This window comes from Hartmannibacter diazotrophicus (assembly GCF_900231165.1).
Classification (GTDB): domain Bacteria; phylum Pseudomonadota; class Alphaproteobacteria; order Rhizobiales; family Pleomorphomonadaceae; genus Hartmannibacter; species Hartmannibacter diazotrophicus.
Map to the genome: position 1 here is coordinate 3,363,279 of NZ_LT960614.1, position 11,981 is coordinate 3,375,259.

The following is an 11,981-nucleotide window of genomic DNA, read 5'->3' on the forward strand; positions in this document are numbered from 1 at the left end:
CCCGGCCTACATCACGGCGCCGAGCTGCCAGGGCACGAATTCAACCCTGCCGAAGCCCTGCGCCTCACTCTTGGTCGGCTGTCCCGAGGCGACGTCGAGCATCATGCGGTAGATGTCCTCGCCCTTTTCGGCGACCGGCACGCCGTCGATGATATCGCCGCAGTTGATGTCCATGTCTTCGGACATCCGCGCCCAAAGATCGTTGTTGGTGGCGATCTTGATGCAGGGAACCGGACGGTAGCCGGAGACTGATCCGCGTCCCGTGGTGAAGACGATGAGGTTCGCGCCGGAGGCCACCTGACCGGTCACCGAACAGGGATCGTAGCCCGGGCTGTCCATGAAGACGAAGCCCCTGGAGCGGATCGGTTCGGCATATTTATAGACTGCGGTCAGAGGCGCCGAGCCGCCCTTGGCGACCGCGCCGAGCGATTTTTCCAGGATCGTTGTCAGTCCCCCTCGCTTATTGCCGGGCGAGGGATTGTTGTCCATGTGTCCGCCGTGACGGGCGCAATAGGCCTCCCACCAGCCGATGCGCTCCATCAGCGCGGCGGCGACCTGCGGCGTGGCGCGGCGGGTCAGCAGATGTTCGGCGCCATAGATTTCCGACGTTTCGGAGAGGATCGTCGTGCCGCCTTGGGCAACGACCAGGTCAGACGCCACGCCGAGCGCGGGGTTGGCCGTGATGCCCGAAAGACCGTCCGAACCGCCGCATTGCAGGCCGATGACCAGATGCTCGGCCGAGACGGGTTCCCGCTGCGTCCTGTTGGCCTCCTCGGCGAGTTCGCGGAGCACCGGCAGTGCAGTCTCGATGGTCTTGCGCGTGCCGCCAGACTGCTGGATCGTCAGGAAGCGAAACCGCTTGGGATCGCGCATTTCCTTGCGTGCGGCCAGCACGGGAAGCTGCATCACCTCGCATCCAAGGCCGACGAGCAGGATCGCGCCGAAGTTCGGGTGCTGGGCGTAGCCGGCCAGAGTGCGCATCAGTGTCTCGTAGCCCTCGCCCTGGCCCGCCATGCCGCAACCTGATCCATGGGCGATCGGGACGACGCCGTCGATGTTGGGAAGGTCCGCCAACAGGCCCGAACGCTCGGCTTCCTCTGCAATGAAATGTGCAACCGACCCGGAGCAATTCACCGTCGTCAGGATGCCGACGAAATTGCGCGTTCCGGCGCGCCTGTCCGGACGGGGATAGCCGAGAAAGCTGTCGCGGTTTCTTGCCGGCGCGATGGGCACGACGTCGGACGACCCGGCGTTGCCGCCGCGTTCCGTGCCGACGCCCAGATTCTGGGTGTGCACATGCGCCCCGGCGCGAATGTCCTGCGTCGCCGCGCCGATGATCTGGCCGTATTTGCGCACGAAGGTGCCGGCCTCGATCGGCATGAGCGCGATCTTGTGCCCCTGCGGCACGGGCTCGGCTGCACCGGCCTCGCCGGCGTCCAGATCCTTGAGGGCAATGCCGACATTGTCGTCCGGATGGAGCCGCAGGACTTTTGTGATTTCAGGTGTCATGGACGAACGACTGCCTTGATCAGCCCGTCGCGATCCCTCGCCAGCGCCGCGAAACGGTCGGGCAGTTCGCTCAGGGACAGTTCGGCCGACAAGAGTGCATCGGTGTCGATCTGTCCGTCGCGGATCGCGCTCATCACCCGCTCGAAATCCGATTTCAGTGCGTTCCGGCTGCCGACGATCTGGGTTTCCCGCTTGTGAAATTCAGCGTCGTTGAAGCGGATATCATCCTTGACCACGCTCACCAGCACATAGGTCGATCCGTGCGCGAGCAAGGGAAATCCTGCTTCGATGGCGCGAGCGGAGCCGGTTGCGTCGAAAACCATGTCGAAGCCGTCGGCAAGGTCGCCCTGGAGGATCGTGGCAGGATCGTTGTGCAGCCTCTCGAAGCCGAATTTGGCTCCGGCAAGGGCAAGGCGCTCGCGGCTCAGATCCAGCAGGTGCACCTCCGCCCCCTCAAGGCGGGCAAAAAGGGCCGTGCCGACGCCGATGGGTCCTGCACCCGTGACCAGCACCCGGTCGCCCGCGGCAATGCCCGAGCGAGCCACGGCATGGGCGCCGATGGCGAGGAATTCCACCATCGCGGCCTGAATCTCCGTGAGGCCCTCGGCGCGATAGAGGTTGCCGATTGGAACGGCGAGGCGCCCGCACATGCCACCGTCGCGATGAACGCCCAGCACCGCGATGTTGCTGCAGCAATTGGGTTTGCCGCGCCGGCAGGCGCGACAGGTGCCGCAGGACAGATACGGATTGATGACGACGAGGTCTCCGGCGGAAAACGAGCCGGTGTCCGCAACCAGCCGGCCGCTCAGTTCATGCCCGATGACACGGGGATAGGCCAGATAGGGATGCTTGCCCTCGAAGATGTGATAGTCGGTGCCGCAGATGCCGACGGCGCAGATGTCGACCAGCGCCCACCCGTCCGGCGCATCTCCCGGCAGGGCGGCCTCGCGCAACTCGAAGCGGCCCGGCTCGACACAGGTGCCGCACAGCATCGTTCCGGTCTCCGGTTTCATCCTGTCGACCAGGTTCATTGCAAAATTCCCGCGTTACGTGGTGTCCAGCCCTCGGGCAACTCGCCCTTGATGATGAGGCTCAGTACGTCGTCCTTGGTCACCTCCTCGATCCGGTAGGCGCCCACATTGTGCCCCCGGTTCATCACCACGAGCCGGTCGCACAGATCGAAGACGTCGTGCATGTCGTGGCTGATGAGGAAGATGCCGATGCCTTCCTGCTGGAGTTGGCGGATCAGTTCGCCGACCAGGGCCGTCTCGGAAGGGCCGAGCGCGGCTGTGGGCTCGTCCATGATCAGGATCTTGACGTTGAAGTAGATAGCTCGCGCGATCGCGATCACCTGCCGCTGCCCGCCGGACAGGCGCGAGACGGGATCGCCGAGATTGCGGAAATTCGGATTCAGCCGGGCAAGCACGCTCTGCGCTTCCGACAGCATCCGCTTGTCGTCGAGGTTGCCCCAACGCGTCTTCAACTCGCGGCCGAGAAAAAGGTTCGCAGGCGCATCGAGGTGATCGGCCAGCGCGAGCGTCTGGTAGATTGTCTCGATGCCGAGACCGCGCGCGTCATGCGGCGTTTCGATCTGCCTGTCCGTGCCGCCGACGCGGATCCGGCCGCCCGTTGGTCGCATGGCACCCGACAGGATGCGCATCAGGCAGGACTTCCCCGCACCATTGTGGCCGAGTACGCCGACCACCTCGCCGGGATAAAGGTCAAGCGACACCCCGTTGACCGCATGCACGCCGCCAAAGTGCTTTTCGATATTGATCATCTCTACGAGCGGAGTGGTCATGGCCCTGTCCTGCATGGTCGCATTTGCCGCGAAAGCGGGACGGCGGACGCGCCGTCGTCCCGCCCGTCGGTCAGTAGAGAACGTTCTTGGCCTCGTCGGCGTCGATGTTGTCCTTGGTGACAAGGATGACGCCGGTGTCGATATGCGGCTCGACGCTCTTGCCCGCGATCAGGTCGGTGACGGCCTGAACGCCCTTCTCGCCCATCTGGAACGAGCCCTGGACGAGGATCGCGCTCAGCGTCCCGTCCTTGACGAAATCCTGCAGATCCTTGTTGCCGTCAAAGCCGATGGCCGCCACCTGGCCGGCCTTGCCCGCCTGCTTCAGCGCGCGGCCCATGCCGACAGCCGTCGGCTCGTTGGCGCCGAAGATGCCTTTGAGATCCGGGTTGGCGGAAAGCACGTCGGTGGTCTGGTCGAGCGCCGTGGCCATCTGCGACTTCGAATAATAGGGGCCGACGATCTCGATCTTGGACTCGGCCTTGAGCTTGTCGATGAAGCAGCCGACGCGGCCGATTTCCGACCCGACGCCCGCAACGTAGGACATGACGGCAACCTTGCCCTCGCCGCCGGTCAGTTTCATCATTTCGTCGGCGGCAAGCTTGCCGGCCGCGCAGTTGTCGGTCGAAAGGAAGGTCTGGTAGGTGCCCTTGCCGGCGTCGGAAAGGCCGGAATCGATGATGGCGACCGGAATGCCGGCCTCGTTGGCGCGCTTGACGGCAGGCACCAGCGCATCCGGGTCGGACGGGGCGAGGACGATGCCGGCGACGCTGCGGTTGACCGCGTTGTCGACCATGTTCACCTCGGCGGCAATGTCGGATTCTGCGGCCGGACCATCGAAGGTCATCGTGTTGCCCGTGTCCTTGATTGACGCGCTCGCGCCCTTGTTGACGTTTTGCCAGAAGTTCGAGTTGGTCGTCTTGACGATGACCGCGATCTCGCCCGCCATGGCCGAAGCCGGCAGGGCGGCGATGATGCCGGCGGCAAGGATTGTTTTCAGATTGTTTTTCATGAGTTCCTCCCTTTGCAACGGAATTGCCTTGTTGCCTTGGTTCACCTGCGGCTGCGCAGCTGGTCGATGAAGACGGCCAGAATGACCACGAAGCCGATGATGATCTGCTGGATGAAGGCCGACACGCCGGCCATGTTGAGGCCGTTGCGCAGCACACCGATGATGAAGGCGCCGATCATGGTGCCGGAGATGCCGCCGACGCCGCCCATCAGCGAGGCGCCGCCGATGACGGCCGAGGCGATGGCGTCGAGTTCGTACATCACCCCTTCGTTCGGCTGGGCCGTGACGAGGCGCGACATCAGGACGTTGCCGGCAAGACCGGCGAGCGCGCCGGAAAGGACGTAGGCCGCGATCTTCGTGCGATCGACGTTGACGCCCGAGAGCCGCGCCGCCTCCTCATTGGAGCCCGTGGCGTAGATGTGGCGGCCAAGGCCGCGCCGGCGCAGCAGATAAGCCGCGCCGATGGCAACGAACAGAAGCAGGATCGCGGGATAGGGAATGCCGGGGAAAATCACCTTAGACAGGCCGTTCGGCAGCTTCTCAACCGAGCGGAAAAGAGCGCCGTTGCCGAGGATTCCGAAGGTTTCGCCAAGCTGTGAGATCGGTGCCGCGCCGGTCAACTGAAGCGCGGTGCCGCGGGCAATCATCATCATGCCCAGCGTGGCGACGAACGGTGTGATCTTCATCTTGGTGATGACCAGACCGTTCAAAAGGCCGCAGAACGCCCCGACCACAATGCCCGCGGCCATCGCGGGCGCAACGGGCACGCCGGCCTTGACCATGAGCCCCGTGCAAGTGCCCGCCAGAGCCAGCACCGACCCGACGCTGAGGTCGATGCCACCGGTGATGATGACCATCGTCATGCCGATGCCCAGGAGCCCGATGACGGAGGTCTGCAGCAACACCGTCAGACCGTTGTTGACCGACAGGAACGCCGCATTTCCGAACGCGAAGACGCCAACGAGAAGCGCCAGCGTTGCAAGCGCCGAAAGCTGGTGGAATGTCTGCGCGTTGATCCTGCGAATCCCGCCAGTCGGCCGGGCTTCTTGGGTTGCGACCGACATATGGCTCCTCCCATTTCGGTGCAATATAATTAAATGCCAAATTCATCCACAGTCAGGCATCTGTCAATTGTTTTTTATCATTGTCGACAATTCGAGGATTTTGCTACAGCATTCGATGTGCGGGCGGGCAGAGGCCCGCGGCTAACGGAAATAATTTGGATTCAAATCGTTAGCCCGGGTTGAACAGCAACTGTGTGAACTCGAAGAACCGTGACCCAAAGAGGGACACCGATCTTCGGCGGGAGGGGCGATATGGCCAGGACGGACGAACGCTTTCGGGAGGCCTTCAATACCCTTCTCGATCATTGCGCCAACCTCGCGATTGGCGACCAGTTGCCGGCGGAGCATGCCATCGCGGCCCATCTTGAAGTCAGCAGAACCATTGTCCGCTCGGTGCTCGAGCGCCTGCAGGATGAGGGCATCATTCGCTGGGAGAGCCGTGCGAAGACACTTTTGCGGGCGCCCCGCAAAAGCGATCGGCTGGCCGTCCAGGCGGATCCGCTTTCGGCTGAGGAGCTTGAACGGCAGTTTCTCGATTGGGTCCTGCGGTTCGATGTGCCTCCCGAGACGACGCTGAATGTCACGGAACTGGCACGAAAATTTGGCGTGCCTGCTTATGCCTTGCAGGAGTTCCTAGCCTCGCTCAGCCGGTTCGGCCTTGTCAGACGGCGACCGAAAGGTGGCTGGGAACTGGTCGGCTTCACGCGTGAATTCGCGGTGGAACTCTCCGATTTTCGCACCATGCTGGAGTTGAACGCCGTTTCGCATCTCGTCACTCTGCCGGCCAAACATGGAATCTGGCACCGTCTCGACGAACTGGAGAAGGCACATCGCAAGCTCGCCGAGGAAATCGACACGCGCTATCACGACTTCTCGTTGCTCGACGAGCAGTTTCACACCGCCATCGGCAGCGTCGTAAAGAACCGCTTCGTCGCTGAATTCCAGAAGGTGATCACATTGATTTTCCACTATCATTATCAGTGGGACAAAAAGGACGAGCGCGACCGGAATCTTGCCGCGATCGGCGAGCATCTCAGGATCATTGGGGCGTTGAAAGCGCGCAACGAGGCCGAAGCCATAGAAGCGGCGCGTGACCATCTCAAGACGTCGAAGCAGACCCTTCTATCGTCTATGCGCAACCACGCGCTTGTTTAAGCCGGGACGAGAGATGTTGGCTTTCTCGGAAAATGTGGAGAGCACCAACTGAGGGACCGGGAAGTGTTCTATGGGAAAGGGAAACAGACCGACGCCGGAGTTTCGGCGCGAAGCAGTCCTACAGGCGCTGACCAGTGGTCGGACGCGGCGGGAAATCAAGCCCAAAGAAGTGAGCTAAACGCTCTCCACAAAATCCGGGCAAGTCCAGACTACACTGAGTAGTGCCATGGCGATCATTCCTCGATCCCCCGACAAGTCAGTCAGGGGATGGGCCAAAACACGGGTCACTTCTCAGTCGGAATTTGTACCTCTCTTGGGTCAACTCTCATCGGAAATCAGCAGTCCGTCGGCCGGACGGCTTTAACTCCCCCGATAAAGACCCGCGAGCCAGCGATCTCGCCAACTCACGCAATCGCTAAAGTTCTGGCGCCCCTCGAACCGGGTCCAGGGCCAATCGCTTCCCCACAACAGCTGCGTCGATCCGAGACCCTCATGAAGTCGGCGGAAAACCGGCATCAGCCTGTCCACGGCCTCAGACGGGCAAAGATCGGGAAGAACGCGATAAGGCGCTGAGACTTTCACGAAAACGCGCCCCTCCGGCGCCGAGAGCAGCGCACTCTGGCCCGGGCAACCCAACAGATCGTCCGCTCGCGGCAAGCCGAAGTGGTCGACGACGACATGCTGGCAATGGGCCAGCAAATGGGCAAGCACAGGGGCAAGTCGATCTCCCTCGCATTGCAACTCCACATGCCATCCCGCAGCATCGGCAAGTTTTAGAAGCCGCGTCCAGCGAGCCATATCCTGAAGCATGGAATCGGGCCAGCCAACCGCATTGATGCGCATGCCGACAATCCCCTGTCGCGACAGTTGGTCGAGACCGTCCGACGTGATGCCACGATCATCGGGATCGAGCACGACAACGCCGCGAAAAAGCAGCCCCGCTCCCAACGCCCCGCTGCGGGCAGCATCGAGAACGGACAGGAGATAGCTGTTGTCGGTGCCGAGAAAACTCGGCTGCACCAAAAGACCGCCGGCAAGCCCATGGGCGCCGAGCAGCGCCGCATAGGTCATTGGCAGCGCTTCATAATCCGGTGCGTAGCGCCGTTTGGCGGCGAGAGGCAGACCAGCCGCGAAGACGTGGGCATGACCGTCGAAATCGCCGTCCGCGATTCCCATCAGCGCATTGGCGCCGCTGAGATGCATCGAATTCTCCTTGACTCGTCTACTCCTATATAGGACTTTAACTGAAACGATTGGATTTGAAAACCGATGTCTCAGACTTTGCTCTCCGGGGATGCTCGGCTTCCCATTTACCAGCGCCTTGCGGACGTCTTGCGTGCAGAAGTCGTGGAAGGCCGTCTTCGGCCCGGAGACAGGGTTCCCTCCGAGAGCGAGCTTTGCGAGCGCTACGGCCTGGCCCTCGGCACGGTACGCAAGGGGCTCGAGATTCTGGTTGCCGAAGGGCTTTTCGAGCGCTTTCACGGCCGGGGTACCTTTGTCCGGCGCCCGAAATTCGATTCCTCGCTGTTTCGTTTCTTCCGCTTTCGCGGCACAGCCGGCGCGGTCACTGTACCCGAAGGGCGTATCTTGCGCCGCACGACCGAGACGGTTCCCGGCTTCATCGCCAAAGCCCTTGCCGTCCCCGAGGGCAGCGAAGGGATCTCGATGAGCCGTATCCGTCTTTGCGACGGCGAGCCGGTCCTGGCCGAGGAAATCTGGCTTCCCCTGCCCCGCTTCGCTGATTTCCTGTCGCTCGAGATCGGCAAGGTCGGCGACCTGCTCTATCCGGTCTACGACGCGGAGTGCCAGCAACTCGTCGCCCGCGCAGAGGAACAGTTGACGGCGGAGCGCGCCTCGGAGGCCACGGCCCGCCTGCTTCGCATCGAACCTGGCACCCCCGTCATCGTGATCGATCGTCTGGCGCGCGGCTATGACGGCACGCCGCTCGAATGGCGCCGGTCGCGCGGGCGGGCGGACCAGTTCTGCTACCAGATTGAAATCCGTTAAAAAATTCAGGAATGGGAGGAAATCATGAACCTGATCAAAACGTCCGTACTGGCGGCCGCTGCCCTCGCGGCATCGTCGGCTCTTGCCATGGCGGCCCCGCGCGAGGTGCGCATCGCCAGCCACGTTTCGACCTTCTCGCCGCTGCACGCCCAGTCGCAGCTCTTCGCCGCCGAAATCGAGAAGCGTCTTCCCGGCGAATTCGACTTCAAGCTCTTTCCCGGCGGCCAGCTCGGTGAGGAAAACGACCTCATCGCCAACGTCCAGGCCGGGTCCATCGAGATGGTCAACGTCGCCTCCGGCGTCCTGAAGATCGACGGCAAGCTCGGCGTCTTCGATCTGCCGTGGCTCTTCGACGATCGCGCCCATGTTGAGCGTGCGATGGCCGCGGGCCTTGAGGACGCGGTCCGCAAGACCATCGAGGAGTCTGGCAACGTCAAGGTGATCGGTGTCTACGAGAACGGCTTCCGCCATGTCATCAACACCCAGCGCGCGATCAACGAACCCTTCGATCTCGATGGCCTGAAAATCCGCATCGCCGGCGGCAAGTTCCGTCAGGCGGTCTTCCAGGATCTCGGCGCAACCCCGGTCAGCGTTCCGTGGGGCGAGACCTTCACCGCGCTTCAAAGCGGCGTCGTCGACGGCGCGGAGGCCGCCACCTATGGCTTCTACGAGCAGAAGCAGTATGAGGTCGCCGGCTATCTTTCACTCACCAGCCACGTCTATACGCCGTCCTTCCTGATCGCTTCCAAGGCCTTCTACGACAGCCTGACGCCGGAACAGCAGACAGTCTTCGACGAGGTCGGACGGTCGATCACGGCTCAGGCCTACACGGACGCTGCCGCGCTGGAGGAAAAATATCTCGACGAGATGAAGGCCTCGCTCAAGGTCAACCCCGTCAAGCTGAAGCCGTTCCAGGAAGCAACGGCCGGTTCCTACGACGACTACGTCGCCAAATACGGCGAAGACTTCCTGAAATACGTCCGCGACACGGCCGAATGATGCTTCGCCGTCTCGACAGGATCGTAGAGGCCGCGGCGGTGACGATCTTCGCCGCGTCCTTCCTGCTGATCTGCGCGAACGTCCTCAACCGCTATATCGTGCTCACCTGGCTGCGCGCTCTGGCGAAGAATGACGAGTCCTTCCGGCCCGCGTATTTCGCCATCCGCGAGGCGGTCTCGACCGTGACGTCAACGGCGGATGAGGTCCCGGGTCTGCTCCTCGTCTGGATCGCTTTCCTGGGCGCCTATCTCGCATTGCGCGGCAACGGGCATATCGCCTTTGACCTTTTCCTCGACAAGCTTGCGCCCCGCGCCCGCCAGATCGCGGAAGGGGCCATCGCGCTTCTCATGTCCGGCTTCTTCGTCATGCTCTTCTGGGAATCGGTCCGGATGATCATGGTCGCCGGCCAGACGGAAATCGCCACGGCGGCCATCGCTCGCGGCTGGTTCATGCTGATCATGCCGATATCGGCGGTTCTGATGCTGATCGCCGTGGCTGCCCGCTTCTTTCGTGCCGCCCAACCTGAAGAAAGGCGCTGACCGTGGCCTGGGTCGTCATCCTCCTGCTGCTCGGTCTCATCTTCATCGGCATGCCGATCGGTTTCGCGCTGATGATTTCAGCAACCCTTGCGATGGCGATCTCCGGCGTCGACGTCATCATGGCGCCGATCCAGATGTTCTCCGGCGTTGACAAGGTCGTCCTCCTCGCAATCCCGCTCTTCATCTTCATGGGCGAGTTGATGGGCGCGACCTCGATCTCGGACCGCATCATCGAGTTGGCGCGCGCGCTCGTCGGCTGGATGCGCGGCGGCCTTGCCCACGTCAACGTCGTGACGTCGATGTTCATGGCGGAAATGTCGGGATCGGCCGTCGCCGATGCCGCCGTGATGAGCAAGATCTTCGTGCCCTCGATGGAAAAGCAGGGCTATCCGAAGACCTTCGCCGCGGCCGTGACAGCCACCAGCGCGACGCTCGGGATCATTATCCCGCCCTCGATCCCGATGCTGCTTTACGGCGTCACCACGAACACCTCGATCAAGGACCTTTTCGTTGCCGGGATCGTGCCGGGCATCCTTCTCGGCATCGCCTTCATGATCACCAGCTACATCTTCGCGCTGCGCGAGGGCCATCCCGTGGACGAGCGCTTTGAGTTTGGCCGGCTCGGCACGGCCTTCGTCGGCGCATTGGTTCCCCTGCTGATCCCCGTCTTCGTGGTCGGCGGTCTGATCGGCGGCTTTGTCACGCCCACCGAGGCCTCGGCGGTCGGCGTCGTCGCGGCGCTCGTCTTCGGCCTCGTCCTCAAGCACGACCTCACCGCCGCAAAGGTTTACGAACTCGGCGCAGCGACCGTGCGGCAAACGGCGGTGGTGATGATGATCATCGCCGGCTCGGCGGTGCTCGGACAGTATCTTGCCAACGAACAGATTCCGCAAAAGATCGCCGAGGGGCTTGGCGGTCTCACGGACAACTACGTCCTGCGGATGCTTCTCATCAATGTCTTCCTGCTCTTCCTCGGCATGTTCCTGCATGCCTCGGCGGCGATCATCGTCGTCGTGCCGATGCTGCTGCCGCTCAGCCAGCAGATGGGCATCGATCCGGTGCATTTCGGCATCATCGTCTGCCTGAACCTTGGGATCGGCCAACAGACCCCGCCGGTCGCCTCGGTCCTGCTCACCGTCTGCTCCTCAACCGGGCTCAAGATCGAGCAGGTCATGGGCTACTGCAAATGGTTCATCCTGGCGATGTTCATCACCCTCATGATCGTGAGTTTCGTACCCGCCGTGACGCTGCATTGAAATGCAATCGGCGAAGACTTGAGGTCACTGTATTCGACACTTCGAATGGAATCTCATCGGTGCCGATGATCACAACATCCCCGACTGAGCGATGTTTCGGCCTCAGCTGGGGAAATAGTTTCCAGTGCCACGGCCATCGAGTCCTGCCAGGATTGAAGGGGCAACCGTAGACACGCCTAACATATTGACGGAAATATAGAATTTGGCGTTTCGAGAGATTTGTCTCCACGCACCGCTACCACTCACTTTCATGAGTTAAATCAGAGACTTCGCCGAATTTCTTTTGCGTCATGTGTTGGACATGTCTCACACGCATGGCCGCAGAGACCCATGGCGAGAGCTTGCCTCTCCAGCGGCGCGGCCGACGGCACCGGGCGAAATCGCTTTGAACAGCGTCTTCGTGAGCGCTGCGGCCACGTCAGTGCCAAGCGCCTTCACCTGCCCCGCCGAAAACGACGAAATCTCATTGGTTGCGTTTCCGACTTCTGGCCGTGAAATTAACTTGAGTCCAAACGTCATATTTTTGCGTTGCTCGCTCTGATGGCAGCGCGTGTCTTTGTCTAGTGACGTTTTGGGGGCTTGGCCTTGTCTTCCTTCTATTCGCAGTTTTCCATCGCACCTCGGCGTCGTCGTGGTGCGGAA

The 11,981-nt window shown here is 62.0% G+C and carries 11 protein-coding genes; 5 read left to right on the forward strand and 6 right to left on the reverse strand.

Annotated elements, in window-relative coordinates; all coding sequences use genetic code 11:
• Positions 1-6 precede the first annotated feature (6 nt).
• The 5 genes from HDIA_RS15680 to HDIA_RS15700 form a co-directional block, all read right to left on the reverse strand.
• A complete protein-coding gene (locus tag HDIA_RS15680; protein ID WP_099557006.1) occupies positions 7-1,509 on the reverse strand; it encodes a UxaA family hydrolase in 1,503 nt (500 codons plus the stop codon).
• Positions 1,506-2,540, reverse strand: a complete 1,035-nt coding sequence (locus tag HDIA_RS15685) for a zinc-binding alcohol dehydrogenase family protein (protein WP_099557007.1) — start codon at positions 2,538-2,540, stop codon at positions 1,506-1,508. The genes HDIA_RS15680 and HDIA_RS15685 overlap by 4 nt, the downstream gene beginning before the upstream one ends.
• Complete coding sequence (locus HDIA_RS15690) at positions 2,537-3,310, reverse strand: ATP-binding cassette domain-containing protein (protein WP_425432901.1); 774 nt, start codon at positions 3,308-3,310, stop codon at positions 2,537-2,539. The genes HDIA_RS15685 and HDIA_RS15690 overlap by 4 nt, the downstream gene beginning before the upstream one ends.
• Positions 3,311-3,380: 70 nt before the next feature.
• Positions 3,381-4,319, reverse strand: coding sequence for an ABC transporter substrate-binding protein (locus HDIA_RS15695; protein WP_099557009.1), 939 nt, complete (start codon positions 4,317-4,319; stop codon positions 3,381-3,383).
• A 41-nt stretch (positions 4,320-4,360) separates the two neighbouring features.
• Entirely contained in the window at positions 4,361-5,383 is a 1,023-nt protein-coding gene (locus HDIA_RS15700; RefSeq protein ID WP_099557010.1) for an ABC transporter permease, read from the reverse strand.
• A gap of 252 nt (positions 5,384-5,635) precedes the next feature.
• On the opposite strand from HDIA_RS15700, the gene HDIA_RS15705 reads away from it, so the two are divergent.
• Positions 5,636-6,538 carry a GntR family transcriptional regulator gene (locus tag HDIA_RS15705; protein WP_099557011.1) on the forward strand — a complete coding sequence of 301 codons (903 nt, stop codon included), beginning with the start codon at positions 5,636-5,638 and terminating at the stop codon, positions 6,536-6,538.
• Between the two features lie 360 nt (positions 6,539-6,898).
• Here HDIA_RS15705 and HDIA_RS15710 read toward each other — a convergent pair whose 3' ends face one another.
• A complete protein-coding gene (locus tag HDIA_RS15710; protein WP_099557012.1) occupies positions 6,899-7,741 on the reverse strand; it encodes an amidohydrolase family protein in 843 nt (280 codons plus the stop codon).
• Between the two features lie 66 nt (positions 7,742-7,807).
• On the opposite strand from HDIA_RS15710, the gene HDIA_RS15715 reads away from it, so the two are divergent.
• The 4 genes from HDIA_RS15715 to HDIA_RS15730 are packed head-to-tail and all read left to right on the forward strand — an operon-like array spanning position 7,808 to position 11,339.
• Positions 7,808-8,545, forward strand: a complete 738-nt coding sequence (locus HDIA_RS15715; RefSeq protein ID WP_099557013.1) for a GntR family transcriptional regulator — start codon at positions 7,808-7,810, stop codon at positions 8,543-8,545.
• Positions 8,546-8,569: 24 nt separating this feature from the next.
• A complete protein-coding gene (locus HDIA_RS15720) occupies positions 8,570-9,544 on the forward strand; it encodes a TRAP transporter substrate-binding protein (RefSeq protein WP_099557014.1) in 975 nt (324 codons plus the stop codon).
• The gene (locus HDIA_RS15725) at positions 9,541-10,083 is read left to right on the forward strand and encodes a TRAP transporter small permease (RefSeq protein ID WP_197708036.1); all 543 of its coding nucleotides are present in this window, start codon (positions 9,541-9,543) and stop codon (positions 10,081-10,083) included. Before HDIA_RS15720 ends, HDIA_RS15725 begins: the two co-directional genes overlap by 4 nt.
• Positions 10,084-10,085: 2 nt before the next feature.
• A complete protein-coding gene (locus HDIA_RS15730) occupies positions 10,086-11,339 on the forward strand; it encodes a TRAP transporter large permease (RefSeq protein WP_099557015.1) in 1,254 nt (417 codons plus the stop codon).
• Positions 11,340-11,981: the final 642 nt, after the last annotated feature.

Bases quoted from the DNA above. Each gene is read 5' to 3' on its own strand.
- HDIA_RS15695 (WP_099557009.1), bottom strand. From the start codon at position 4,319: ATGAAAAACAATCTGAAAACAATCCTTGCCGCCGGCATCATCGCCGCC.
- HDIA_RS15690 (WP_425432901.1), bottom strand. From the start codon at position 3,310: ATGACCACTCCGCTCGTAGAGATGATCAATATCGAAAAGCACTTTGGC.
- HDIA_RS15680 (WP_099557006.1), bottom strand. From the start codon at position 1,509: ATGACACCTGAAATCACAAAAGTCCTGCGGCTCCATCCGGACGACAAT.
- HDIA_RS15725 (WP_197708036.1), top strand. From the start codon at position 9,541: ATGATGCTTCGCCGTCTCGACAGGATCGTAGAGGCCGCGGCGGTGACG.
- HDIA_RS15700 (WP_099557010.1), bottom strand. From the start codon at position 5,383: ATGTCGGTCGCAACCCAAGAAGCCCGGCCGACTGGCGGGATTCGCAGG.
- HDIA_RS15705 (WP_099557011.1), top strand. From the start codon at position 5,636: ATGGCCAGGACGGACGAACGCTTTCGGGAGGCCTTCAATACCCTTCTC.
- HDIA_RS15685 (WP_099557007.1), bottom strand. From the start codon at position 2,540: ATGAACCTGGTCGACAGGATGAAACCGGAGACCGGAACGATGCTGTGC.
- HDIA_RS15710 (WP_099557012.1), bottom strand. From the start codon at position 7,741: ATGCATCTCAGCGGCGCCAATGCGCTGATGGGAATCGCGGACGGCGAT.
- HDIA_RS15720 (WP_099557014.1), top strand. From the start codon at position 8,570: ATGAACCTGATCAAAACGTCCGTACTGGCGGCCGCTGCCCTCGCGGCA.
- HDIA_RS15715 (WP_099557013.1), top strand. From the start codon at position 7,808: ATGTCTCAGACTTTGCTCTCCGGGGATGCTCGGCTTCCCATTTACCAG.